This is a genomic window from Streptomyces endophyticus, assembly GCF_035798155.1.
GTDB classification, from domain to species: domain Bacteria; phylum Actinomycetota; class Actinomycetes; order Streptomycetales; family Streptomycetaceae; genus Streptomyces; species Streptomyces endophyticus.
In genome coordinates, this window is the sequence record NZ_JAOZYC010000172.1 from 13,725 (window position 1) to 38,652 (window position 24,928).

The 24,928-nt window shown below is 72.5% G+C and carries 19 protein-coding genes; 14 read left to right on the plus strand and 5 right to left on the minus strand.

Going from position 1 to position 24,928, the window contains the following annotated elements:
• Window positions 1-153 precede the first annotated feature (153 nt).
• From OKJ99_RS35485 to OKJ99_RS35530, 10 genes are all read left to right on the plus strand, one after another.
• Window positions 154-2,550 carry an MFS transporter gene (locus OKJ99_RS35485; protein ID WP_326022389.1) on the plus strand — a complete coding sequence of 799 codons (2,397 nt, stop codon included), beginning with the start codon at window positions 154-156 and terminating at the stop codon, window positions 2,548-2,550.
• A gap of 195 nt (window positions 2,551-2,745) precedes the next feature.
• Window positions 2,746-5,127: an ATP-binding SpoIIE family protein phosphatase gene (locus OKJ99_RS35490; protein ID WP_326022390.1), complete on the plus strand. Its 2,382-nt coding sequence runs from the start codon at window positions 2,746-2,748 to the stop codon at window positions 5,125-5,127.
• A gap of 85 nt (window positions 5,128-5,212) precedes the next feature.
• Entirely contained in the window at window positions 5,213-5,938 is a 726-nt protein-coding gene (locus OKJ99_RS35495; protein ID WP_326022391.1) for a class I SAM-dependent methyltransferase, read from the plus strand.
• Between the two features lie 127 nt (window positions 5,939-6,065).
• Complete coding sequence (locus OKJ99_RS35500) at window positions 6,066-6,899, plus strand: M55 family metallopeptidase (protein WP_326022392.1); 834 nt, start codon at window positions 6,066-6,068, stop codon at window positions 6,897-6,899.
• Window positions 6,892-8,244: a M20/M25/M40 family metallo-hydrolase gene (locus OKJ99_RS35505; protein ID WP_326022393.1), complete on the plus strand. Its 1,353-nt coding sequence runs from the start codon at window positions 6,892-6,894 to the stop codon at window positions 8,242-8,244. Before OKJ99_RS35500 ends, OKJ99_RS35505 begins: the two co-directional genes overlap by 8 nt.
• Before the next feature lie 111 nt (window positions 8,245-8,355).
• Complete coding sequence (locus OKJ99_RS35510) at window positions 8,356-10,395, plus strand: prolyl oligopeptidase family serine peptidase (protein ID WP_326022394.1); 2,040 nt, start codon at window positions 8,356-8,358, stop codon at window positions 10,393-10,395.
• Window positions 10,392-11,312 (plus strand): S66 peptidase family protein, encoded by a 921-nt coding sequence (locus OKJ99_RS35515; protein WP_326022395.1) that lies wholly within the window; start codon window positions 10,392-10,394, stop codon window positions 11,310-11,312. The genes OKJ99_RS35510 and OKJ99_RS35515 overlap by 4 nt, the downstream gene beginning before the upstream one ends.
• A gap of 219 nt (window positions 11,313-11,531) precedes the next feature.
• Entirely contained in the window at window positions 11,532-13,334 is a 1,803-nt protein-coding gene (locus tag OKJ99_RS35520; RefSeq protein ID WP_407700826.1) for a CocE/NonD family hydrolase, read from the plus strand.
• A gap of 124 nt (window positions 13,335-13,458) precedes the next feature.
• Complete coding sequence (locus OKJ99_RS35525) at window positions 13,459-13,701, plus strand: LapA family protein (RefSeq protein WP_326022397.1); 243 nt, start codon at window positions 13,459-13,461, stop codon at window positions 13,699-13,701.
• A gap of 62 nt (window positions 13,702-13,763) precedes the next feature.
• Window positions 13,764-14,396 (plus strand): GNAT family N-acetyltransferase, encoded by a 633-nt coding sequence (locus OKJ99_RS35530; protein WP_326022398.1) that lies wholly within the window; start codon window positions 13,764-13,766, stop codon window positions 14,394-14,396.
• On the opposite strand, the gene OKJ99_RS35535 is transcribed toward OKJ99_RS35530, so the two are convergent.
• On the minus strand, window positions 14,374-14,715 hold the full coding sequence (locus tag OKJ99_RS35535; protein ID WP_326022400.1) for a DUF6204 family protein: 342 nt from the start codon (window positions 14,713-14,715) through the stop codon (window positions 14,374-14,376). The genes OKJ99_RS35530 and OKJ99_RS35535 overlap by 23 nt on opposite strands.
• Window positions 14,716-14,969: 254 nt before the next feature.
• Between OKJ99_RS35535 and OKJ99_RS35540 the strand changes: the two genes are divergently transcribed.
• Window positions 14,970-16,949, plus strand: a complete 1,980-nt coding sequence (locus OKJ99_RS35540) for a DUF5107 domain-containing protein (protein WP_326022401.1) — start codon at window positions 14,970-14,972, stop codon at window positions 16,947-16,949.
• A gap of 198 nt (window positions 16,950-17,147) precedes the next feature.
• On the opposite strand, the gene OKJ99_RS35545 is transcribed toward OKJ99_RS35540, so the two are convergent.
• The 4 genes from OKJ99_RS35545 to OKJ99_RS35560 form a co-directional block, all read right to left on the minus strand.
• Window positions 17,148-18,446 (minus strand): amidohydrolase, encoded by a 1,299-nt coding sequence (locus OKJ99_RS35545; RefSeq protein WP_326022403.1) that lies wholly within the window; start codon window positions 18,444-18,446, stop codon window positions 17,148-17,150.
• Between the two features lie 67 nt (window positions 18,447-18,513).
• Window positions 18,514-19,803 (minus strand): amidohydrolase family protein, encoded by a 1,290-nt coding sequence (locus tag OKJ99_RS35550; RefSeq protein ID WP_326022404.1) that lies wholly within the window; start codon window positions 19,801-19,803, stop codon window positions 18,514-18,516.
• Between the two features lie 139 nt (window positions 19,804-19,942).
• Window positions 19,943-20,644, minus strand: coding sequence for a GntR family transcriptional regulator (locus tag OKJ99_RS35555; RefSeq protein ID WP_326022405.1), 702 nt, complete (start codon window positions 20,642-20,644; stop codon window positions 19,943-19,945).
• Window positions 20,645-20,699: 55 nt separating this feature from the next.
• Window positions 20,700-21,074, minus strand: coding sequence for a VOC family protein (locus tag OKJ99_RS35560; RefSeq protein ID WP_326022406.1), 375 nt, complete (start codon window positions 21,072-21,074; stop codon window positions 20,700-20,702).
• Window positions 21,075-21,176: 102 nt separating this feature from the next.
• On the opposite strand from OKJ99_RS35560, the gene OKJ99_RS35565 reads away from it, so the two are divergent.
• The 3 genes from OKJ99_RS35565 to OKJ99_RS35575 are packed head-to-tail and all read left to right on the plus strand — an operon-like array spanning window position 21,177 to window position 24,780.
• Complete coding sequence (locus OKJ99_RS35565; RefSeq protein WP_326022407.1) at window positions 21,177-21,533, plus strand: phage holin family protein; 357 nt, start codon at window positions 21,177-21,179, stop codon at window positions 21,531-21,533.
• Between the two features lie 5 nt (window positions 21,534-21,538).
• Window positions 21,539-22,924 (plus strand): NAD(P)/FAD-dependent oxidoreductase, encoded by a 1,386-nt coding sequence (locus tag OKJ99_RS35570; RefSeq protein WP_326022408.1) that lies wholly within the window; start codon window positions 21,539-21,541, stop codon window positions 22,922-22,924.
• The gene (locus tag OKJ99_RS35575) at window positions 22,921-24,780 is read left to right on the plus strand and encodes a transketolase (protein ID WP_326022409.1); all 1,860 of its coding nucleotides are present in this window, start codon (window positions 22,921-22,923) and stop codon (window positions 24,778-24,780) included. The genes OKJ99_RS35570 and OKJ99_RS35575 overlap by 4 nt, the downstream gene beginning before the upstream one ends.
• Window positions 24,781-24,928: the final 148 nt, after the last annotated feature.

A 24,928-nucleotide genomic window follows, 5' to 3' on the forward strand; every position in this document is an offset into this window, starting at 1 on the left:
GAGTGGTTCTCGTTTCGCCGCCGTTGTACGCCGTAGGGCTCCTACCGGCGGATACGTCGTTCCGGCCCACCTGAACAGCGACTCGTCGCGCTTGCCCCCAGTTGTCGCGTAATGCGAGAAATGGCCGCGCAAGGGCGACGAGGGGAGCTGCAGGTGGGCACGGTGACGCTGGTGACCGATCCGGTCGGGGATCCGGTGGCCCCGCCCGACCTCCCGCCGGAGCCGCAACGGCCCGCGGAACCCGCCGAGTTGCCCGGCCACGGGCTCAGCCCGCGCCGCGTGCGCATGGTCTTCGTCGGCCTGATGCTCGCGCTGCTGCTCGCCGCCCTCGAGCAGATGATCGTCGCCACGGCGCTGCCCCGGATCGTCGGCGAACTGCACGGCCTGGACAAGATGTCCTGGGCGATCACCGCCTACCTGCTGACCTCCACCATCGGCCTGCCGATCTACGGAAAGCTCGGCGACCTCTTCGGCCGCAAGGGCGTCTTCCAGTTCGCGATCGTCGTCTTCATCATCGGCTCCGCGCTCGCGGGCCGCGCGCAGACGATGGACCAACTCATCGCGTTCCGCGCCCTCCAGGGCGTCGGCGCGGGCGGACTCATGATCGGCGTACAGGCGATCATCGGTGACATCGTGCCGCCGCGTGAACGCGGCCGCTACATGGGCCTGATCGGCGCCGCGTTCGGCCTCGCCTCGGTCGCGGGCCCGCTGCTCGGCGGCTACTTCACCGACCATCTGTCCTGGCGCTGGTGCTTCTACATCAACGTCCCGTTCGGCCTGCTCACCCTCGCGGTGACGGCAGTCGTCCTCAAGCTCCCCAAGCCCACGAAGAAGCCCCGACTCGACGTCCTCGGGGCCCTGTTGCTGGCGTCCGCCTCCACCTGCCTGGTCCTGCTGACCAGTTGGGGCGGAACGGAGTACGAGTGGGGCGATCGCGTCATCATCGGGCTCGGCGCGGGAGCCCTCGCCTCGACGCTGCTCTTCCTCCTCGCCGAGAAGTTCGCCGCCGAACCACTCATCCCGCTACGCCTGTTCCGTGACTCGGTGTTCAACGTCAGCGGGCTCGTCGGGATGGTCGTGGGCGTCGCGCTGTTCGGCGCGGCGAGCTATCTGCCGACGTTCCTCCAGATGGTCGACGGCGCGTCGGCGACCGAGTCGGGCCTGCTGATGCTGCCCATGATGGGCGGGGTGGTCGTCGCCTCCATCGTCTCCGGCCAACTCATCAGCCACACGGGCCGCTACAAGCCGTACCCGATCCTGGGCGGCGCGCTCTCGACGGCGGGCATGTACCTCCTCTCCCGCCTCGAAGTGGACACCCCGCGCCTCGAATACAGCGTCTACATGGCCGTGTTGGGCGCGGGCATCGGCCTGATCATGCCGGTCCTCGTGCTCGCCGTGCAGAACTCCGTACGCGCCTCGGACCTCGGCACCGCGACCAGCGCCAACAACTACTTCCGGCAGATCGGCGGCAGCGTGGGCGCCGCGATCTTCGGCACGCTCTTCGCGAACCGGCTCGCCGACTCCCTCGCCGACCGGGTCCCCAGCAGCGACCGCCTGCCCGACGCCGAGTCCATCACCCCGCAGCTCGTGCACGCGATGCCCGCCGCGCTGCGCACCCCGTACATCGAGGCGTACGCCGACGCGATGCCCCGGATCTTCCTCTACTTGGTGCCGGTCCTCGTCCTGGGCCTGCTCCTCGCCTTCTTCCTCAAGGAGACACCTCTCTTGTCCAGTTCAGCCGGCCCCGAGACCCATGCCATTCCCGCGCAGGAGCGTTCCACCGCATACGCCGCCGGGGTCCCGGTCTGCGGGACCGTACGGCACTCCGACGGCACCCCGGTGCCGCGCGCCGCGCTCACCCTCATCGACGTGAGCGGCTCCCAGATCGGCCGCGGCGCGAGCGGCGACGACGGCCGCTACGCGCTCGCGACGCCGGGCACGGGTTCGTACGTCCTGATCGCGGCGGCGGGCGGCCACCAGCCGCAGGCCGTGACGGTCACGGTCGGCGAGCGCCCGGTCGACCTGGACGTGGTCCTCGGCGGCGCCGGTCGCCTCGCCGGTTCGGTCCTCACGGCGGACGGAACCCCCGTACGCGAAGCGATCGTCACGTTGACGAACGTGCACGGTGAAGTGGTGTCGACGACCCGCTCCGGCCGCGAAGGCACCTACGTCATCACGGAGTTGGTGGCCGGCGAGTACACCCTCGCCGCCAGCGCCCCGGCGTTCCGGCCCGCCGCGCTCCCGGTGACGGTGATGGCCTCCCGTGAGACCCGCCAGGACGTGGAGCTCGCGGGAGGGGCGATGCTGCGGGGGACGGTGCGGGCGGGTGGCGGCCGCCCGGTGGAGGACGCGAGGGTGACGCTGCTCGACGTCGCGGGCAACGTGGTGGACACCCTGACGACGGGCCCGGACGGCACGTTCCGCTTCGTGGACCTGGCCTCCGGCGAATACACGGTGATCGCCGCGGGCTACCCGCCGGTGGCCACGGTCCTCCAGGTAGCCGGCGGCGGCCGCACCGAACGCGACCTCCAACTGGGCCACGAGGACTGAGCATTTTCAGCCCCTCCGGCGATTGAGGAGCGGGGTCCGGGGCGGAGCCCCGGGGGCGGTGGACGGACAGCCGCAACGGGGAAGTCAAGGGGCGTGCGGGAATTCTCCGCAAGCCGCCACCCGCAAACCGGCGGAGCCCTACCGTGGGAAGAGGCGGCACGCACCCCCGGCGTGCCGGAGGGAAGGAACGCGGCGATGGACGGCACCGGTCAAGCCCCGCAGGGCCGCGTCCCGCTCGCCGTCGTGCTGGTCGACGACGCGGGCCGCGTCTCGCACTGGAGCAGCGGCGCCCGCCGCCTCTTCGGCCCGCCCAGGGAGGACGCGGTGGGCCGCCCCGCCGCCGACCTGCTGCCGGTCTCCGGCGCGCTCCCGCAGGAGGGCCCCGCGCCGCACGACTTGGAGGAGTCGCTGGGCGGGCAGTTGTCCTACCCGGCCGCCGGCCGGGCCCGCCTCGACACCAGCGCGGAGCCCCGCGACCGCATCGACGTCCTGTGGTGGGCGTACCCCCTGGTGGGCCCGGGCCCCGAGCGGCTGCTCGTGCTGGCCGCCGACGCCCAGAAGCTGGGTGGTGACGAGGGGCCGGAGGTCGAGCGCATAGCCCCCGCGTTCGCGCTGCACACGGACTTCCCCGCGGCCGACGATCTCGCCCGCAAGCTGCCCGAGATACTGCCGAGCATGAGCGTCTCCGAGAGCGCGCGGATCGTGTCGCAGGTACTCGAACTCGGCTACCCGGTCCTGGAGTTCAGCCAGCACGACCGGGTCCCCGTCACCGCGGACTGGGGCGTGTCCAGGCGCACCGAGCGCAAGGCGCGCCGCGCGGAGGCCGCCCGCGCCACCGCGCTGGGCGTGCCGTCCCCGCGCGCGCCCCTCGACGACGCCGGGGACGCCGAGGACATCGAGTACGCGGCCGTGCGCGACCGTCTCGAATTCCTCAACGAGGTGAGCGGGCGCATCGGTTCGTCCCTCGACCTGTCCCGCACCATCGTCGAGGTCAGCCGCGCGGTCGTGCCGCGTTTCACCGACGTGGCGGGCACGTATCTGCGTGAGCAGGTCGTCGCGGGCGAGGGCTTCCCCGAGGGCGCGCCCGACGCCACCACGATGTGGCACCGCGTCGCCGTGGAGCACACCGACGAACCGGGCCGCTGGGACGATGTCGTACCGGTCGGTGAGTCCATGCCGTTCCCGGTGCACACCCCGTTCTTCCAGTGCATGACCAGCGGCGACCCGGTCCTCGTGCCGTACATCTCGGAGGAGATGGGCAACGCGATCGCGTCGCAGTTCGAGAAGCGGGACATCCGGCCGCTGATCAACCACCGGTCGATGCTGGTGGTGCCGCTGAAGGCGCGCAATGTCGTACTGGGCTTCATGATCCTGCTGCGCCACCAGGAGCGGCCCGTCTTCAACGACATGGACCGCGCGACCGGCGCCGAACTCGCGGCGCGGGCAGGCCTCGTACTCGACAACGCGCGCATGTACACCTACCAGGAGGCCGTCGCCGAGACGCTCCAGGACAGCATGCTGCCGCACATCGAGCCGCACATGCCGGGCTGCGACATCGCCACCCGCTATCTGCCGGGCACGCTGCTCGGGCGGGTCGGCGGCGACTGGTTCGACTCCATCAAGCTGCGGGGCGCGCGCACCGCGCTGGTCGTGGGTGACGTGATGGGGCACGGGCTCAACTCGGCCGCGATGATGGGCCAGTTACGGACCGCCGTGCAGACCATGGGCGCGCTGGACCTGCCGCCCGCCCAACTCCTGCGCAATCTCGACGACCTGGCGCAGCGCCTCGGCGACAACTACCTGGCGACGTGCCTGTACGCCGTCTACGACCCCATCGCGGGCGAGCTGCACCTCGCCAACGCCGGGCACATCCCGCCCGTGCTCGTGCGCGCCGCCGACGGCGGCAGCGAACTGCTCGAACTGCCCACGGGTGCGCCGATCGGCGTCGGTGGCGTGCCCTTCGAGTCCGTACGGATCCCGGTCGCGCCCGGCGACCGCCTGGTGATGTGCACGGACGGCCTGGTCGAGGTGCGCGGCGAGGACATCGGCGTGGGGCTCGCGACGCTCTGCGAGTCCGCCGCCCACCCGGCCGCGTCCATGGACGACGCCTGCGACACCATCATCCGCTCGCTCGCCACGCGGGGCGGCCGCAAGGACGACGTGGCGCTGCTGCTCGCGCGGCTCAACGGGTTCGAGGCGGACGACGTCGCCCACTGGACCTTCGCCCCGGAGCCCGCAGAGGTGCCACGCGCGCGTGGTCTCGTACGCGAGCAACTTGAGCGGTGGGGCCTGCCGGGGATCTGCGACTCCGCGGAACTGATCGTGAGCGAACTCGTCACCAATGCCGTCTGCCATGCGAGCGGCGGTCCCGTGCGGCTGAGCCTGGTGCGCTCCGGGACGCTGCTGTGCGAGGTCGAGGACACCGAGCACGCGCTGCCGACGCTGCTCAGCGCGGGCCCCGGCGACGAGTTCGGGCGGGGCCTGCGCGTGGTGGCGCGGCTCTCGCGCGCGTGGGGCACGAGCCGCACCGCGACGGGCAAGACGGTGTGGTTCGAACTTTCCGCGTCGTCCCGGTGAAGGTGTGGACGGCGTGCTTGTGGGGCGTGTCCCTGAGCGGTAGACCGATCTGACATCTCGGCTGCCGCACCCTGGGGAGGGCTCCATGAGCGTGAGTGAGCGCTACAAGGAAGCGTGGGAGAGTTTCTGGGAGGACGCCTCGCCCGAACCGGGCGGCGTGTTCTGGGACTCCGAGCCCGCTCTCACGGCGGGTCTCCATCTTGCCCTGTTCGAGCCGGAGTTGGCGGCCCCTGACCTCCCCATGGTCGACCTCGGCTGTGGCAACGGCACGCAGACCCGCTTCCTCGCCGACCGCTACCCGAAGGTCGTCGGCGCCGACCTGTCGGCGGCGGCCCTCGGCCGGGCCCGCGGGGCCGATCCGGCGGGACAGGCCGACTATCGGGAGCTCGACGCCACCGACAACGTCCAAATGAGTGTCCTGCACGCGGAGTTGGGTGACGTCAACGTCTATATGCGCGGCGTGCTGCACCAGAGCGAGCCCACCGACCGGCAGTTGCTCGTCGACGCGATCGCGGCGCTCGTCGGCGAACGCGGGCGCGGTTTCGTGGTCGAGCTGTCGGAGCGGGCGCGGCCGATCCTGGAGGAGCTCGCGGCGGCGCCCACGGGACCGCCGCCCAAGCTGGGCGAGGTCTTCTCGCACGGCATCGCGCCGGGCGAGGTCTCGGACGAGGTGGTGCCCGAGTACGTGGCGTCTGCGGGCCTCTCGGTGCTCGCCGCGGGGGAGCTGCCCCTCGTGACGACGGATTTCTCGGCCGACGGCGGTCGCATCGAGCTGCCGTCGACGTGGCTGGTGGTGGGCCGGGCGAAGTGAGGCCGGGCGTCGACGCAACGCGCTGACGAGCGGGAACTCCTCTCAACGGGTGGGAAATTGGTCTACACCACTGGGAGTTATCCACAGGGCTGGTGCGGTTCGTGCGGATCCGCGTACGGTTCTGGCCATGAAGATCCTCATCAGCGCCGACATGGAGGGTGCCACGGGCGTCACGTGGCCCGCTGACGTCCTCCCCGGCACACCGCAGTGGGAGCGCTGCCGGTCCATGTTCACGTCGGACGTGAACGCGGCGGCGCTCGGTTTCTTCGACGGCGGCGCCGACGAGGTGCTGATCAACGAGGCGCACTGGACGATGCGCAACCTGCTGCTCGAACGGCTCGACGAGCGGGTGGAAATGCTCACCGGGCGGCACAAGTCGCTGTCCATGGTGGAGGGCGTCCAGCACGGCGACGTCGACGCCATCGCGTTCATCGGCTACCACACGGGCGCCGGCATGGAGGGTGTGCTCGCGCACACCTACCTGGCGAACCAGATCACGGGCGTCTGGGTCAACGACGTACGGGCGAGCGAGGGCCTGCTGAACGCGCACGTGGTCGCCGAGTACGGGGTGCCCGTCGTCCTCGTCACCGGCGACGACCACGCGTGCGATGACGCGCTCGGGTACGCGCCCGAGGCCCGCAAGGTCGCCGTCAAGGACCACGTGTCCCGGTACGCGGCCGTGTGCCGCACCCCCGCGCGGACCGCCGCCGACATCCGGGCCGCCGCCAAGGACGCCGCGTCCATCGCGGTGCGCCACGAGCCGGTGCAGGCGGGCCCGTTCACGATCCAGGTGGAGTTCGACGCCGAGCACCTCGCCATGGCGTCGACCGTCGTGCCGGGCGTGCGCCGGGTCGGCGAGCGGAAGATCGCGTACACCCACGAGACCATGTACGAGGGCATCCGCACCTTCAAGGCGGTCACCACGATCGCCTCGGCCGCGGTGGAGGAACAGTATGGCTGAGCAGGCCCACAGGGCGGCATCCCTCGGGACCGTGGACCAACAGGCGCTCGACGAGGTCGTCGCGTTCACCTCCGAGCTGATCCGCATCGACACCACGAACCGCGGCGGCGGCGACTGCCAGGAGCGGCCCGCCGCCGAGTACGCGGCCGAGAAGCTGTCCGAGGCCGGGCTGAAGCCGACGATCCTGGAGCGCACCGCGGGCCGCGGCAATGTCGTCGCCCGCATCGAGGGCACCGACCCCACGGCCGAGGCCCTGCTCGTCCACGGCCACCTGGACGTCGTGCCCGCCGAGGCGGCCGACTGGAGCGTGGACCCGTTCTCCGGAGAGGTGCGCGACGGCGTCGTGTGGGGCCGCGGCGCGGTCGACATGAAGAACATGGACGCGATGATCCTGGCGACCGTACGCCAGTGGGCGCGCGTCGGGTTCCGGCCCCGGCGCGACATCGTCATCGCCTTCACCGCCGACGAGGAGGCCAGCGCCGAGGACGGTTCGGGCTTCCTCGCCGACCAGCACCCCGGCCTCTTCGAGGGCTGCACCGAAGGCATCAGCGAGTCCGGCGCCTTCACCTTCCACGACGGCAGCGGCAGACAGCTGTACCCGATCGCGGCGGGCGAGCGCGGCACCGGCTGGCTGAAGCTCACCGCGCGCGGCAAGGCGGGCCACGGCTCGAAGGTCAACAAGGCCAACGCGGTGGGACGGCTCGCCGCCGCGGTCGCCCGCATCGACGAGCACGAGTGGCCGGTGCGGCTCACGCCGACGGTGCGCGCCGCGCTGACGGAGATGGCCGCGCTGTACGGCATCCGGACCGACGTGGACGCGCCGGACTTCGACGTGGACGCGCTGCTCGCGGCGCTCGGCCCGGCCGCCGACCTCGTCGCGCCGACCGTCCGCAACAGCGCCAACCCGACGATGCTGTCCGCCGGTTACAAGATCAACGTGATTCCGGGAGAGGCCACGGCGCACGTCGACGGGCGGTATCTGCCGGGCGGCGAGGACGAGTTCAAGGCCACCCTCGACAAGCTCACCGGGCCCGACGTCGACTGGGAGTACCACCACCGCGAGGTCGCGCTCCAGGCGCCCGTCGACTCGCCCACGTACGCGCGGATGCGGGCGGCCGTCGAGGAGTTCGCGCCCGAGGGCCACGTCGTCCCGTACTGCATGTCGGGCGGCACCGACGCCAAGCAGTTCTCCCGGCTCGGCATCACCGGCTACGGCTTCGCCCCGCTCAAGCTGCCCGAGGGCTTCGACTACCAGGCACTGTTCCACGGCGTGGACGAGCGGGTTCCGGTGGAGGCGCTGCACTTCGGGGTGCGGGTGCTCGACAGATTCCTGCGCACGGCCTGAGCCGTCGCCCGTACACGAATCAGTAGAAACACCCGCAGGGATACGGACTAGGAAAAGATGGCTGACGCGAAGAATATGGGGGCCACCGGACAAATGCGGGGCGGGGACGACATGCTGCACACGCGAGAGTACGGATCCTGGACGTCGCCGATCGACGCCGGACTGGCGGCAGCGCACGACGGACAGCCCGAGTACGTCGGCTTCGTCGGCACCGAGGCCTGGTGGACCGAACCTCGGCCGACCGAAGCGGGCCGCCGCGCCCTGGTGCGCCGCCTCGCCGACGGTACGGAGCGGTCGGTACTGCCCGCCCCGTGGAACGTGCGCAGCCGCGTCATCGAGTACGGCGGCCGCCCCTGGGCCGGGGCCGAGCGCCCCGAGGACCCCCGAGGCCCCCTTGTCGTCTTCGTGAACTTCGCAGACCAGCGCCTGTACGCGTACGAACCCGACGTCCCCGGCGCCGAGCCGCGCCCGCTCACCCCCGTCTCGGACATCGGCGGCGGACTGCGCTGGGTCGACCCGCAGCTGCACGTCGAGCGCGGCGAAGTGTGGTGCGTCCTGGAGGAGTTCACCGGAGAGGGACCCGGCGACCTGCGGCGGCTCGTCGCGGCCGTGCCGCTCGACGGTTCGGCGGCCGAGGACCGGGCCGCGGTGCGCGAACGGACCGGCGACACCCACCGGTTCGTCACGACCGCCCGGCTCTCGCCGGACGGGCGGCGCGCCGCGTGGATCGCCTGGGACCACCCCCGGATGCCGTGGGACGGCACGGAGCTGCTGCTCGCGGAGGTCGCCGACGACGGCACCTTCGGCCCGGCGCGGACCGTCGCGGGCGGCGCCGAGGAGTCCGTCTGCCAGGTCGAGTGGGCCCCCGACGGCGGACTGCTGTTCTCCAGCGACCGCAGCGGCTGGTGGAACCTGTACCGGCTGGATGTGCGCGGCGAGTGGGAAGCGCGGCAGTCCGGGGGCGCCGGCCTCGGCGCGGCCGCCGCCCGGCCGCTGTGCGCCCGCGACGAGGAGTTCGGCGGGCCGATGTGGAAGCTCGGCCTGAGCTGGTTCAAGCCGCTGGAGGCCGGGCTCGTCGCCGTCGTGCACGGCGTCGGCGCCACCGCGCTCGGCGTCCTCGACCCGGAGACCGGCGAGGTCGTCGACGCGGCGGGGCCCTGGACGGCGTGGTCGTCCACGCTCGACGTGTGCGGCAGCCGCGTCGTCGGCGTCGCCGCCAGCCCGCGCACCGCCCCCGAGGTCGTCGAGCTCGACATCGGCACCGGGCACACGCGCGTGATCGGCGCCGCGCACGACGACCCGGTCGACCCCGCGTACTACCCGGAACCCCAGATCCGCACCTTCGACGGACCCGACGGGCGGGACATCCACGCCCACATCTACCCGCCGCACAGCCCCACCCACGTGGCCACCGCCGGCGAGCTCCCGCCGTACGTCGTGTGGGCGCACGGCGGCCCCACCGGCCACGCGCCCCTCGTACTCGACCTGGAGATCGCCTACTTCACCTCGCGCGGCATCGGCGTCGCCGAGGTCAACTACGGCGGCTCGACCGGCTACGGGCGGGAGTACCGCAACCGGCTGCGCGAGCAGTGGGGCGTCGTCGACGTCGAGGACTGCGCGGCCGTCGCGCTCGCCCTCGCGGAAGAGGGCACCGCCGACCGCGAGCGGCTCGCCATCCGCGGCGGCAGCGCCGGAGGCTGGACCAGCGCGGCGTCCCTGACCAGCACGGACGTCTACGCCTGCGGCACGATCATCTACCCCATCCTCGATCTCACCGGCTGGGCCGAGGGGGAGACCCACGACTTCGAGTCCCAGTACCTGGAGTCGCTCGTCGGCCCGCTGGCCGAGGTGCCCGCACGCTACGCGGAGCGCTCGCCGGCCGAGCACGCCGACCGCCTCTCGGCGCCGTTCCTGCTCCTCCAGGGCCTCGACGACGTGATCTGCCCGCCCGTCCAGTGCGAGCGGTTCCTGGAGCGGGTGGAGAGCGAGGGACGGCGGGTGCCGCACGCGTACATCGCCTTCGAGGGCGAGGGCCACGGATTCCGCCGGGCGGACACGATGATCCGCGCCCTGGAGGCGGAACTCTCCCTGTACGCCCAGGTGTTCGGGCTCCATCCGAGCGGCGTCCCCGCCCTTGAGCTGACCAAGTGAGGCCACTGCGTCGCCCGGAGCGGCTGGCTCCGGGCGCGCGGGTCGCCGTCGTCGCGCCCAGCGGACCGGTCCCCGAGGACGCGCTCCAGACCGGCCTGGACATCCTGCGCGGCTGGGACCTGGAACCGGTCGTGCTTCCCCATGTACTCGACGTCCACGGGGAGTTCGACTACCTGGCGGGCGCGGACGCCGACCGCGCGGCGGACCTCCAGAGGGCCTGGTGCGACCCGGACATCGCCGCGGTGCTCTGTGCCCGCGGCGGCTACGGCGCGCAGCGGATGGTCGACCTGCTCGACTGGGACGCGATGCGCGCGGCCCCGCCCAAGGTGTTCGTCGGCTACAGCGACATCACCGCGCTGCACGAGGCGTTCGCGGTGCGGCTCGGGGTGAGCACGCTGCACGGGCCGATGGTCGCCACGGCCGACTTCCTCAAGAACCCGCGGGCTCAGGAACATCTGCGGGCGACGCTGTTCGAGCCCGAGACGGTGCGGGTGATCTCCGCAGGTGAAGGCCGCGGGGTCCTGGTGCCCGGCACGGCGCGCGGTGTCACCCTGGGCGGCTGCCTGTCGCTGCTCGCGGCGGACCTCGGTACGGCGGGGGCGCGGGCCTCGGCGCGGGGTGGGCTGCTGTGCCTGGAGGACGTGGGCGAGGAGGCGTACCGGATCGACCGCTACCTGACCCAACTCCTGCGTGGGGGGCTGCTGGACGGGGTGAGCGGGATCGTGCTCGGGTCGTGGTCGGAGTGCGAGCCGCTGCGTGGGCTGCTCGCGGATCGGTTGGGCGGGCTCGGGGTGCCGGTGGCGGAGGACTTCGGCTTCGGCCACTGCGAGGGGTCGCTGACGCTGCCGCTGGGGGTGGCGGGTCAACTGGATGCAGGCGCCGGGACATTGACGCTCGACGTGCCGGCCCTGACCTGACCCATGGCGCCGTGGCGCCACCTTGCCCACCCTGCCGCCCAAGGCGGGTGGGCACATTTAAGCCCCTGCGGCGATTGAGCAGCGGGGTCCGGGGCGGAGCCCCGATCTTTCAGCTCCGCCGGCGTTGGACGGAGATTCACCCGGCACGGTCCTTGCCCCCTGATGACACGTGCCACACGATGGCTCCGCACCTACCGTTACCCGCCGGTAAGGCACACCGTGGAGGTCGCCGTGCTCAGATCCCGCATCACGCTCGCCGCCGCCCTGACCGCCGTATCCGCCGCGGCCACCCTGGCCGCACCCGCCAGGGCAGACACCACCCCCGCCCCCACCCTCGCCCCCGTCACGACGACCCCCCTGAAGATCACCGTCCGCACCGCGGAGCGGACCTGCACCGTCGACGCCGACCTCTACCGCCCCGCCGGCGTCGACGCCGCGCACCCCGCCCCCGCCGTGCTGACCACGAACGGCTTCGGCGGCAGCAAGGCCGACGGCTCCACCGACGCGAGCGCCAAGGCCTTCGCCCAGCGCGGCTACGTCGCGCTCGCCTACTCGGGCCTCGGCTTCGGCAAGTCCGGCTGCCTGGTCTCGCTCGACGACCCGCGCATCGACGGCAAGGCCGCCTCCGCCCTCGTCGACCTCCTCGCAGGAACCCGCGCCGCCGACGACGGCACGAGGATCGACTACGTGACCGCCGACAAGAAGGGCGACCCCCGCGTCGGCATGATCGGCGGCTCCTACGGCGGCGCCATCCAGCTGGCCACGGCCGCCGTCGACCACCGCGTCGACGCGCTCGTCCCCCTGATCACCTGGAACAACCTCGCCTACTCCCTCGACCCGCAGAACGCGCAGGGCCCAGAGGCCGCCGACGTACCCGGCGCCTTCAAATGGCAGTGGACCAACGGGTTCTATCTCATCGGCGAGGGGCAGCCACTGCTCTCCCCGTCCCTCGACCCGTCCCGGATCAACAAGCTCAGCTGTCTGCACTTCGTCGACGACGCCTGCGACACGATCCGCACGCTCAACTCCGGCCGCTACCCGGCCGCCGAGACCCAGCGGCTCCTCTCCTACGCCCGCAGCGTGTCCCCGGTGTCGTATCTGAAGCAGGTGAAGGCGCCGACGCTGCTCGTGCAGGGGCAGGCCGACTCGCTGTTCAACCTGAACGAGGCCCGGGCGACGTACGACACGCTCGCCGCCCAGGGCACGCCCGCCAAGATGATCTGGCAGTCCTGGGGCCACAGCGGCGGTCTCACCGACCCGGCCGCCGGTGAACTCAACCTCTCCGAGGGAAACCTGGAGACCAGCTACGTCGGGCGGCGGGTGCTCTCCTGGTTCGACCGGTACCTGCACAAGAAGGACGGCACCGACACCGGGCCCGCGTTCGCCTACTACCGCGACTGGATCACCGACCCGAACGGGACGTACGCGACCTCGCCCGGCGTCCCCGCGCTGAACCGCACGCTGTACCTCTCCGGCGACGGAAAGCTCGTCGACAACCGCAAGAAGGTGGCCCGCGGCAGCCGCGAGTACCGCAACTGGCTCGTCCCGACCAGCCACTCCGAGTCCTCGCTCGCCGGCCTCATCGGCCTGTCCGACCCCGCCCCGTACGACACCAAGGGCACCTACCTCGACTGGACCACCGAACCGCTGACCGCCGCCACCGACGTCGTCGGCGCCCCGAAGGCGACGCTCAAGGTGATCTCGCCGAAGACGGAGCGCGTGCAGAACTCCGGGGACGCGGCCGACAAGCTGGTGCTCTTCGCGAAGCTGTACGACGTCGCGCCCGACGGCTCGAAAACGCTGGTGCACCGGCTCGTCGCCCCGGTCCGCGTCCCCGACGTCACCCGCCCCTTCACGGTCTCCCTCCCCGGCGTCGTGCACCGCTACGAGAAGGGGCACCGGATGCGGTTCGTGATCGCCGCGAGCGACGACGCGTACGGCGGCAACAAGGGGATCAAGCCGGTCACCGTCACCAGCGCCCCGGACGACACGGGGACGGTGCAGCTGCCCGTCGTGCCGTAGCGGTGTCCTGCTGGCCGTCACCCGTACGGGCCCCTGACCTGTGCGTTCGCGCCGCTTCCCCGGACATCCTTGGCAGAGGGGAGGCGGCGACCGGCCTCCGGGGGAACGACGGAAGGGTCCACCGATGAGCCCCAAGGGCGGTTCGAACTCCTCGAAGAGCGGCGGCTCCAGCGCGTTCACCCCGGCCAGGATCGGTGTGATCGTCCTGGCCGTCCTCGGCCTGGTCTTCATCTTCGAGAACACCCGGCACGTGAAGATCCGGCTGCTGATCCCCGAGGTCACGGTGCCGCTGTACCTGGCGCTGCTGATCACGGCGGTCATCGGCGCGATCTGCGGGGGCTACTTCGTGTCGCGCAGACGCAAATGAGCGGGGTCGGTGATCACCGACCCCGGAGGTGCGGGCGAGCAACCGCTTCCTAAGCTGACCCGATGGCCGACCTTCCCGCTCCGGGCACTCCCGCTCCGGGCTCTCCTGCTCGCGGCTTTCCCGCTCCGGGCTTTCTCGCTACGGGCGCCCGCGTGGGCATCCGCCCCTACTCCCTCGACGCGTCCGACGTCGCCGAGTTCACGGCACGCGCGCGCGAGAGCGTCGAACTGCACCGGCCCTGGCTGTTCCCGCCGACCGGCGCGACGGCCTACACGCAGTACGCGGGGCGGCTCATCGAGGACCCGACCCGGCACGGGTTCCTGGTGTACGAGCGGGACGGCGGGGCGAGCGGTGCCCTCGCCGGATTCATCAACATCAACAACGTGGTGCTCGGCGCGTTCCGCTGCGGCGCCCTCGGCTATGGCGCCTTCGCCCACGCGGCCGGGCGCGGCCTGATGTCCGAGGGGCTCGACCTCGTCGTCCGACAGGCGTTCGGCCCGCTCGGGCTGCACCGCCTGGAGATCAACGTGCAGCCCGGCAACGCGGCCTCCATCGCGCTCGCCCGCCGGGCCGGTTTCCGCCTGGAGGGCCTCTCGCCGGACTTCCTCTTCATCGACGGCGCCTGGCGCGACCACGAGCGCTGGGCGCTCACGGCCGAGATGGTGGCACCGACTAGCGGCGCGCCTTCCGGTTGATCTTCATGGTGTCCATGTCGGTCACCGTCGAGCGCAGCTCCCCGTGCCCGTAGCCGCGCTCCTTCAGATACGCCTCCGCCTTCTCCTCGGCGAGCGCCCCCGCCATCTCGTCGCCGTCGTCCGGGTCGGACTCGACGACGTACCGCATGGAGAAGTGCTTGAGCGTCCGGTCGTAGGCGAGCGAGCCTTCCGGGCCGAACTTCATGCCGGCGATGCCCTCGTGGTCGGCGACCTCGGCGAGCAGCCGCTCCCGCGCCGCGTCGGTGAGGTCCTCGAAGGTGGCGCGGACGATGACTCGGTAGGTGTGGCTCTCGGCCATGGTGGTGCGTTCTCCTCGGGCGTACGTACTGCGTGCCTGCGTGCCTGCTTGTCGCGGCGAAGGCCGGAAGCAGTCAGCGTACGTGGAGGAGGACGGGACGCCCACGGAATATCGCGGCGCCCGACGGAGCCTCCTCCAGGCCCCCCCGTCCGGCTTTGCGCAATCCTGACCGGAGGACACCCTGGTCAGCTTCCGCAGGAGCATGTTCCATGGTCATCGGGGGCGGGCCGCGCCCCTGGCGACGGGAGGCAGACGTGACCGAGATCCGCCGTGCGGTACTGACCCTGCCGGGCGTGCCCCTGGGCCCGGACAATCCGCTGCCGCCGCTGCGACCACTCGACGAGATGCACGAGGTCGACGAGCGCGCCAAGGAGGACATGCCGCTCGACATGGCCCGGCAGGTCGGTTACCGGCCGCTGCGCAGCGTGCTGCCCGAGCGGATCCGCGACGGGTACGGACGTGACCGGCGGCCGGTCGACCTCGACACGATCGTGATCGAGAACGACCGGCTGCGGGCGACGGTCCTTCCGGGCCTCGGCGGTCGCGTCGCGTCCCTGTTCCACAAGCCGACCGGACGCGAACTCCTCTACCGCAACCCGGTGTTCCAGCCCGCCGACTTCGCGCTCAACGGCGCCTGGTTCTCCGGCGGCATCGAGTGGAACATCGGCGCGACCGGGCACACCGCCCTGTCCTGCGCCCCGCTGCACGCCGCGCGCGTGCCCGCCCCCGACGGCGGGGACATGCTGCGCCTGTGGGAGTGGGAGCGGCTGCGCGACCTGCCGTTCCAGGTGGATCTGTGGCTGCCCGAAGGATCCGACTTCCTGTACGTCGGGGTACGCGTCCGCAATCCGCACGAGAAGCCCGCGCCCACCTACTGGTGGTCCAACATCGCGGTGCCCGAGGAGCACCGGGTGCTCGCGCCCGCCGACGAGGCCTGGTACTTCGCGTACGAGCGGACGCTGAGTCGCGTACCGGTGCCGGAGCACGGCGGGGTCGACCGTACGTATCCGCTCAACAGTGAGTTCCCCGCCGACTACTTCTACGAGGTCGAGGACGGGCGGCGCCGCTGGATCGCCGCGCTCGACGACGCCGGGCGGGGCCTGGTGCAGACGTCGACCGATCTGCTGCGCGGCCGGAAACTGTTCGTGTGGGGCGCGGGGACGGGCGGGCGGCGCTGGCAGGAGTGGCTGACCGAGCCCGGCACGGGCGGCTACTCCGAGATCCAGGCCGGGCTGGCGCGCACGCAGTTGGAGCACGTACGCCTGGAACCGGAGGGCGAGTTCAGTTGGCTCGAGGCGTACGGGCCGCTGTCGACGGACGCGCGGGCCGTGCACGCCACCGATGGCTGGAGCCGCGCGGTCGACGAGGTGGAGCGGCGCCTGGAGGATGCGCTTCCGCGCGCCGACGTCGACGCCGCGTACGAGGCGTGGCGGGTCTGCGCCGACACGGAGCCGGGGGAGCGGCTCGCGGTCGGCTCCGGGTGGGGTGCGCTCGAAGTGCTGCGCACGGGTTGGAAGTTGACCGGGACGCCGTTCGACGAGTCGACGCTCGGTGAGGCGCAGGCGCCGTGGCGCGAGTTGCTGGAGTCGGGTGCCTTCCCGGAGCAGCGCCGGGTCGGCCCGCCCGGGCCCACCCTGGTCGCCCCGCCCTGGCGGGACATGCTGGAGACGGCGCCGGCCCGGCCGCAGTCCGAGTACCACCTGGGCATCGCGCAGTGGCACGCGGGCGATCGGGCGCAGGCCGTACGCAGCTGGGAGCGCGGGCTCGAACTGGCGCCCTCGCTCTGGCCGTTCCTGCGGTGCCTCGCCGTGGCCGACGCGGCGGACGGCCACACGGAGCGCGCCGCCGACCGCTACGCCGAGGCCTTCGACGACCTGTGCGCGGAGCGCCGCGACGACGGGGAGCCGTGGCGCGCGGCGTGCGGGGCCCTCGGCCGGGAGTCGATCGGGGCGTTGCTCGCGGCGGGGCGGGTGGCGGTGGCCCGGGGTGTGTGGGACCGCCTCCATCCGGCCACGCGGGAACGGGGGTGCTTCCGCCTGATCGAGGCGGAACTCCTGTGCGCGGAGGGCGAGTTGGACGCGGCCCGCGCCATCTTCGACGCCGGATTCGAGGTGCCGGACCTGCGCGAGGGCGCGGAGACGCTCGGCGAGGTGTGGTCGAAGACGGCTCCACCGGGGACTCCGCTGCCGCCCCGCTACGACTTCCGGATGCGACCGGGGTCGACGCCCCAGTAACCGGGCACGCGGCACCGTGGCGCCGCCTTGCCCACCCTGCCGCCCAAGGCGGCAGATTGCCCAAGGCGGCGACGGCCACCCGCATGCCCCGGCGGCGGGTGGGCAAATCCAGCCCCGCCGGCGTTTGAGGCGCGGGGTTCGGGGCGGAGCCCCGTGGCGTGGGAGTGGGTGGGCACCACGCCACGGGGTGGCTAGCGGCTAGACCAACTCCCCGTTCCGCGCCACCACGTGCCCCCCGTGAACGACCACGTCCCGCTGCGGCACGTCCACCACGACCTGCGGAACGCACTCGCCACGCAACAGCACGAAGTCCGCCGGGTCACCCGCCTCGAACTCCACCCGCGGCAGCCCCATGACATCCGCACCACCATGCGCCCCCGCCGCATAACACGCGGCCAGCTCATCGTCGAGGCGGACGTCGGTGACCCAGCCGAGCAGGTGCGCACGGTGCAGCATGTCCGCGTTGCCGAACGGGCTCCAGGAGTCCCGCACCCCGTCCGAGCCGAGCCCGACCCGCACCCCGTGCTCCTTCAACTTGGCGATGGGCAGGACCAGTTCCGCGCTCGGCGCGACCGTGGTCAGGGCGATGTCCAGGTCGGACAAGTCCTCTGCCATCGCGGCGAGTTCGGCGTCCTTCAGGAGCGGCAGGCAGAAGACATGACTCACCGTCACCTTGCCCCGCAGCGACAGCGACCGCGTGCGCTCGATGATGCCGCGCAGCACCTTCGTGCCCTTCTCGTCGCGGTCGTGGAGGTGGATGTCGACGCCGACGCCGTACCGGTCCGCGAGGTCGAAGACCAGGTCGAGCTGCTCGTCCATGGCGTTGTCGAAGCTGATCGGGTCGATGCCGCCGACCATGTCGACGAGCCCGTCCCGCGCCGCGGCCCGCAACAGCTCCGCGGTGCCCGGCGTACGCACCACGCCGTGCTGCGGGAACGCCACGATCTGCACGTCGAGCGCGTCCCCGAGCCGGTCCCTGGCCTGCGCGATGCCCTCGACCCCTGCCAGGCCGTAGGCCGGCGCCACGTCCGCGTGCGCCCGCATCGCGCGGGTGCCGCGGGTCACCGCGTGCGCCATCAGGCCGTACGCCCGCTCGCCGACCGGGCGCTTCTGCGTACGGAACACCTCGACGTCCTGCTCGCAGTAGTCGGCGATGCCGTTCGCCGGCCTGCGCGAGATCCAGTCGCTGCCCCAGGTCGTCTTGTCGGGGTGGATGTGCGCGTCCACCAGGGACGGCAGCGCGATCCGGCCGCCACCGTCGACGATCTTCGCGTGGGCGGGGGCGGGTCCGTCCGTGAACTTGCCGTCCACCACGGTCAGATCCACGGACTCACGGGCGCCGAAGGGGCGGACGTCGCGGAAGACCACGGCCTTGGCGGGCCGGCCGGCCTCGGCGGGTTGCGCCTGTGCCTGTGTCGCCGCCGTCGCCCCGAGGGCCGCACCGCCGATCGAGGCCGCACCCGCGAGGACGCCGCGCCGGGACAGGGGAGGAGTCATGCCGTTCTCCTTCGTTCGAGTTCGAGGGGGAATCCGAGAGAAAGGTGAAGGTGAAGGTGTACGACGGTCAGATCGCGATGCCCGAACGCACCACGCCCACCGGCTTCTTGAGGACCGACACGTCGTCCAGCGGGTCGCCGTCGACCAGCAGCACGTCACCCGCGCTGCCGCGGGCGAGGCGGCCCACGGTGCCTTCGAGGCCGAGCAGCTTCGCCGCGCCGGTGGTGGCCGTACGGATCGCGTCGAGCGCGCTGAGGCCCGCCGAGTGCATCAGCTCGACCTCGCCGCCGATCGGGTCGACGGTGCCGCCGGAGGAGTCCGTGCCCGCGGCCAGTGGCACACCCATCTCGTGTGCGGCCAGGGCCGCCTTCTTGAGCAGCGGCAGGTAGGTGCGGCCGCGCTCGTCGAGGACCGGGTCGTCGGATCCGATCATGCCCGCGATCGCGCCGAGGGTCGGGGTGAAGAACGTGCCGCGGCGGCGCATCTCGGCCAGCGTGCGCTCACCGACGAACGCGCCGTGCTCCAGGGAGTGGATGCCCGCGAGCACCGCGTCGTGGCAGCCCTTCTCGCTGTAGCTGTGGCAGAGCACGCCCTTGCCGCCGCGCCCCGCGGCCGCGACGATCTCGGACAGCTGCTCGCGCGAGTAGACCTGCTCCAGCGGGTCCTGCTCGGCAAGGCCCGCACGCGGGTTGACCCGGGTCTTGATGACGTCGGCGCCGCGCTTGAGGTTCACCTCGACGACGCGGCGCAGCGCCTCGGCGGACCGCACGCCGCCCTTGAGGCGGGCCAGCGGGGTGAGGTCGGGGTCGCCGAGGACGGTGTCGCCGAGGTCGGGCGTGACGAAGATGCCTGCGGCCTTGAGGCGGGGCGCGAGTTCGGGGGCCTGGCGGGCCAACTCCCGTACGGCGATGTCCTGGTAGAAGTTCGTGGAGCCGCTGCGCGCGCTGGTGGCGCCCTTGCGGACCGCGTCGAGGGCCTCGGTCGCGGTGTTGAGGTGGATGTGCGCGTCGACGAGTCCGGGCAGCACCCAGCGGCCGTGCGCGGCGAGGCGCGGCACGTCCTTGGGCACGTCCACGCGGCCACGTGCGCCGGCCGCGCGCACCACGCCGTCGCGGATCACGACGACCGCGTCCTCGGTCACCTCGCCGGTGGCCGGGTCGAGCAGGGTGCCGCCGTCGACGACCAGGTCACCGGCGCGGGGCGCGGCGGCCGGGCGTCGCGGGGTGGTGGAGGCGGCGGATGCCGTGGAGGCGCCGGAGCCGAGGGCGGTCGCGGTGCCCGCGAGGACGGCGGACGCGGCGAGGACGCCGCGTCGGGTCAGTCGGCTGGACGGCGGCTCGGCGGGCTCGACGCACATGGGGGCTCCTGGCGGGGTCTACGGAGATGAAGTGACCCGCCTTTTTGTATACCAAGGTGGAGCACGCGACAAGGCCGCCTATGTATATGCCGGTTAATGCCCCGATTGCGAGGTGGAGTCAGATGGGCGCCGCGAAGCTTCACTTGCCTTCGGTATACAAAGTGGCGTCGCCGAACAGCGACCTCAGCGCGACCGCCCGGCTGTCCCTGACGTGCAGCAACGTGCTGGCCACCGCCAGCTCCTCGTCGCCCGCCGCGATGTGCCGGAAGATGTCCGCGTGCTGCGCCCGCATGTGCGCCGGCTCCTCGCGCAGCCCGAACAGCAGTTGCAGCTGCCAGCTCAGCTGCTCCATCGTGCGGGCGAGCAGCGGGTTCCCGCCGAGCGCCACGATCTCCTCGTGGAACTCGGTGTGCGCGGCCACCTCGCGCGTGCCCTCGTCGGCCGCGGCCGCCTTCTCGGCCCGGTCGAGGCAGGCGCGCAACGCCTCCAGCGAGGGCGGGTCCTGCGCGGTGAGCGCCCGCGCCGCGAGCCGCGAGGCCTGCACGGCGAGCGGCTCCCACACCTCGTACAGATGCCGCACGTCGGTCCGCTCCAGGCGGCGCACCCGCACACCACTGCGCGGCAGCAGTTCAAGCAGCCCCTCCGCGACGAGCGCGCGCAGGGCCTCCCGCACCGGGACCCGCGACATCCGCAGCTCCTCGGCGACCTCCCGCTCCACGAGCCGCGCGCCCATCGGGTAGCGGCGGTCCACGATGCGCTGCCGCACCGCCTCCCGCGCCTGCGCGCTCAGGGGCGCCTTCCCCTGGTGCCGCTCGTCCGACCCCGCCGTGCTGCCCGCCACGTGCACCGTCCTTCGCCCGTCGTGCTCCGGGCGAGGATACGTGCCGCCCCGCCGGTCAGGCCTGTGCGGCGGGTTCTTCGGGCTGCGCCTGACGGTCCACGTACTCGAAGACCGAGCCGTCGGGGTGCATCGCGATCAGGTTGCGGCCCGCCGGGCTCGGCACCGGGCCGGCGATGACCTTGGCCCCGGAGGCGGTGAGCAGCATGCCGGCCTGCTCGACGTCGGCGACCGCGATCGTCGCGGCGACCTTGCGCAGCACATCGATCTCCGCAGCCGGCCCGCTCATCAGGAGGAAGCAGCCGACCGCGGCCACCGAGACCCCGCCGCGCTCGAACCGGAGCGCTTCGCTGCCGGTGAGAGACTCGTAAAAGGCGACCGAGGACTCCAGGTCCTCGACGCAGACGCGCAGCGTGGTTCCCAGGATTTCCATGGGGAGAAGCCTAGTTGGCCGAGCCGGGGGCGCGTGATCGTTTCACGGAAGCGGGCGCGACGGCCGTCGTTACCCGGCGCGGGGCACGGGTACCCGGCGCGCATGGAACGCATGGGCGAACACATCAACGATCAGCTGACCGACGAGCTGGCCGGACGGGTCACGCACGCCGTGCGCGAAACGCTGCGCGAGGAGCTCACCGCGACCGTGCGGGCGCAGCGCCGCAGGGCCGCCCTGTACGCGGGAGCGGGCGCCGCCGCGCTGTACGCGGGGGCGGCCGTGGCGCTCGCGCTCGGGCTCGTCCTCGCGCTCGGCATGCCGGACTGGGGTGCGGCCCTGGTGGTCGCCGCGGTGCTGGCCGTCGCGGCGTACGTGCTGCGGGGCGCCGCGCGACCCGGACGGCCCCCGGCGCCCACCGCGCCGCCGATGCCGACCGCACCGCCGACGCCTGGAGCGTGAGCACCGTGAGCCGATCCCGAGTCGTCGTCGTCGGTGCCGGCTTCGCCGGATACCGGGCCGCCCGCATGCTGACGCGGGTGGCCCGCGACACCGTCGACGTCACCCTGCTCAACCCCACCGACTACTTTCTCTATCTTCCCCTGTTGCCGCAGGTGGCCGCGGGAGCGCTGGAGCCGCGACGGGTGACCGTTTCGCTGTCGGGGACGCTGCCGCACGCGCGGCTCGTGCTCGGTGAGGCCGACGGGGTGGACCTCGACGAGCGCGTCGTCTCGTACACCGACCCGGAGGGCGGGCGCGGCACCCTGGCGTACGACCGCCTCGTCCTGGCCGTCGGCAGCGTGAACAAGCTGCTGCCGGTGCCGGGCGTCGCCGAGCACGCGCACGGCTTCCGCGGCATGCCCGAGGCGCTGTACCTGCGCGACCACGTCACCCGGCAGATCGAGCTCGCCGCGGCCTCGGACACTCCGCAGGAGTGCCGGGCCCGCTGCACCTTCGTCGTGGTCGGCGCCGGCTACACCGGCACCGAAGTCGCCGCGCAGGGACAGCTGTTGACCGACGCGCTCGTGAAGAAGCGGCGGCTGCCCCACGGCATCCGCCCGCGCTGGATGCTGCTCGACATCGCGCCGCGCGTCCTGCCGGAACTCGATCAGCACCTCTCACGGACCGCCGACAACGTGCTGCGCCGACGCGGCGTCGAGATACGGACCAAGGCCTCCGTGAAGGAGGCCACGAAGGACGGAGTCCTGCTGGACGACGGCGAGTTCGTCGACACCCGTACGCTCGTGTGGTGTGTCGGCGTCCGCCCGGATCCGCTCGTCGCCGAACTCGGGCCGCCCCTCGAACGCGGGCGGCTGCTCGTCGACCCGTATCTGAACGTGCCGGGACACCCCGAGGTGTTCGCGTGCGGTGACGCGGCCGCGGTGCCCGACCTGGAGAAACCGGGTGAGTACACGCCGATGACCGCGCAGCACGCCTGGCGGCAGGGGCGCGTCGCGGGGCTGAACGTCGCCGCGTCCCTCGGCAAGGGCGAGCGCCGCGACTACCGGCACAAGGACCTCGGCTTCACCGTCGACCTCGGCGGCGTACAGGCCGCCGCGAACCCGCTCGGCGTCCCGCTGTCCGGGCCGCTCGCGGGCGCCGTCACCCGTGGCTACCACCTGGCCGCGATGCCCGGGAACCGGGTGCGGGTCGCCGCCGACTGGCTGCTCGACTCCGTACTGCCGCGCCAGGCCGTCCAGTTGGGCCTAGTCCGCTCCTGGTCGGTGCCGCTCGACACGGCCTCGCCTGAGCTGGCCCGCGTACCCGACGACAGCCATGACGTACCCGACGACAGCCACGACAAGGAGAAGGCGGACCAGGGAGGTCGGCCGGATCAAGGAGCTACCTCGTGACCACCACGTACAGCGACGACGAACTCCGCGCCCTGGGACAGCAGTTGAGGGTCGACTCGGTCCGCGCCGCCGACGCAGCCGGCTCCGGGCACCCCACCTCCTCGATGTCCGCCGCCGACCTGCTGGCCGTCCTCCTCGGCCGCCACTTCCGCTACGACTTCGACCGCCCCGCCCACCCCGCGGGCGACCGCTTCGTCCTCTCCAAGGGCCACGCGTCGCCGCTCCTCTACGCGGCGTACAAGGCGGCCGGCGCCATCGACGACGCCGAACTGCTCACCTTCCGAAAGCTCGGCAGCCGACTGGAGGGCCATCCGACGCCGCGGAGCCTGCCCTGGGTCGAGACGGCCACCGGATCGCTCGGCCAGGGGCTCCCCGTCGCGGCCGGTATCGCCTGGTCGGGCAAGCGGCTCGACCGGGTCGGCTACCGGGTGTACGTCCTGTGCGGCGACAGCGAGATGGCGGAGGGCTCCGTGTGGGAGGCCGCCGAGTACGCCGGGTACGAGCAGCTCGACAACCTCACCGCGATCGTCGACGTCAACCGGCTCGGCCAGCGCGGCCCCACCCGGCACGGCCACGACCTCGACGCCTACGCCCGCCGCTTCAAGGCCTTCGACTGGCACACCATCGTCGTCGACGGACACGACGTGGCGGACATCGACCGCGCGTACGCGGAGGCCGCGTCGACCGTAGGCCGGCCCACGGCGATCCTCGCCCGCACCCTCAAAGGCAAGGGCGCCCTGGCCGTGGAGGACCGCGAGGGCGCGCACGGCAAACCGCTGTCGGACGCCGCGGCAGCCGTCGAGGAGCTCGGCGGCGACCGCGGCGTCCGCGTCTCGGTGCAGGAGCCGCCCGCCGCGCGCGTCCTGCACGCGGTGCGCAGCGGCCGCCTCGACCTGCCCCGCTTCGACGTCGGCGACGAGGTCGCCACCCGCGACGCCTACGGCCAGGCGCTCGTCGCCCTCGGCTCCGCGCGCGGCGACGTCGTCGCACTCGACGGCGAGGTCGGCGACTCCACGCGCACGGAGATGTTCGCGAAGGAACACCCCGAGCGGTACGCCGAGTGCTACATCGCCGAACAGCAACTCGTCGCCACGGCGGTGGGGTTGAGCGCCCGTGGGTGGCTGCCGTACGCGGGGACCTTCGCGGCGTTCCTGACCCGCGCCCACGACTTCATCCGCATGGCGTCCATCAGCGGGGCCGACATCAACCTCGTCGGCTCGCACGCGGGCGTCGCGATCGGGCAGGACGGCCCGTCCCAGATGGGCCTTGAGGACCTGGCGATGTTCCGCGCCATCCACGACACCACCGTCCTCTACCCCTGCGACGCCAACCAGACCGCCCAACTCCTCGCGCAGACGGCCGACTTGACCGGCATCCGCTATCTGCGCACCTCGCGCGGCGCGGCGCCGGTGATCTATCCGCCGCACGAGGAGTTCCCGGTGGGCGGCAGCAAGGTGCTGCGCTCCGGGGACGGTGACCGGGTGACGGTCGTCGCGGCGGGCGTCACGGTCCACGAGGCGCTGAAGGCGGCGGACGAGCTGGCGGCGGCCGGAATCCCGGTCCGGGTGATCGACCTGTACTCGGTGAAGCCGGTCGACCGGCGCACCCTGCGGGACGCGGCGCGGGCCACCGGGTGTCTGCTCACGGTGGAGGACCACCGGGAGCAGGGTGGCATCGGGGACGCGGTGGCCGAGGCCTTCTCCACCGCGGAACCGGCTCCGCGGATGGCCCGGTTGGGTGTCCGTACGGTGCCGGGGTCTGCGACGCCGTCCGAGCAGTTGGCCGCGGCCGGGATCGACGCGGCCGGGATCGTGGCCGCGGTCGGCCTACTGGTCGAGCACGCCGTGACGCCCTGACCCCCCGCCTCAAGCCCCTGCGGCGATTGAGCAGCGGGGTCCGGGGCGGAGCCCCGAGGCCGTAACGCCGGTGCCGCGCAACAAGTCCCGGCACCAGCAAGGGAGTTGAGGTTTGTGTCCCGCATCTGTGGAGACTCGGTGACCGAGG

Coding starts and splice junctions, on each gene's coding strand:
- OKJ99_RS35560 (WP_326022406.1), bottom strand. CDS start 21,074: ATGGAAATCCTGGGAACCACGCTGCGCGTCTGCGTCGAGGACCTGGAG.
- OKJ99_RS35505 (WP_326022393.1), top strand. CDS start 6,892: ATGGCTGAGCAGGCCCACAGGGCGGCATCCCTCGGGACCGTGGACCAA.
- OKJ99_RS35545 (WP_326022403.1), bottom strand. CDS start 18,446: ATGACTCCTCCCCTGTCCCGGCGCGGCGTCCTCGCGGGTGCGGCCTCG.
- OKJ99_RS35495 (WP_326022391.1), top strand. CDS start 5,213: ATGAGCGTGAGTGAGCGCTACAAGGAAGCGTGGGAGAGTTTCTGGGAG.
- OKJ99_RS35490 (WP_326022390.1), top strand. CDS start 2,746: ATGGACGGCACCGGTCAAGCCCCGCAGGGCCGCGTCCCGCTCGCCGTC.
- OKJ99_RS35530 (WP_326022398.1), top strand. CDS start 13,764: ATGGCCGACCTTCCCGCTCCGGGCACTCCCGCTCCGGGCTCTCCTGCT.
- OKJ99_RS35565 (WP_326022407.1), top strand. CDS start 21,177: ATGGAACGCATGGGCGAACACATCAACGATCAGCTGACCGACGAGCTG.
- OKJ99_RS35535 (WP_326022400.1), bottom strand. CDS start 14,715: ATGGCCGAGAGCCACACCTACCGAGTCATCGTCCGCGCCACCTTCGAG.
- OKJ99_RS35550 (WP_326022404.1), bottom strand. CDS start 19,803: ATGTGCGTCGAGCCCGCCGAGCCGCCGTCCAGCCGACTGACCCGACGC.
- OKJ99_RS35510 (WP_326022394.1), top strand. CDS start 8,356: ATGCTGCACACGCGAGAGTACGGATCCTGGACGTCGCCGATCGACGCC.
- OKJ99_RS35525 (WP_326022397.1), top strand. CDS start 13,459: ATGAGCCCCAAGGGCGGTTCGAACTCCTCGAAGAGCGGCGGCTCCAGC.
- OKJ99_RS35500 (WP_326022392.1), top strand. CDS start 6,066: ATGAAGATCCTCATCAGCGCCGACATGGAGGGTGCCACGGGCGTCACG.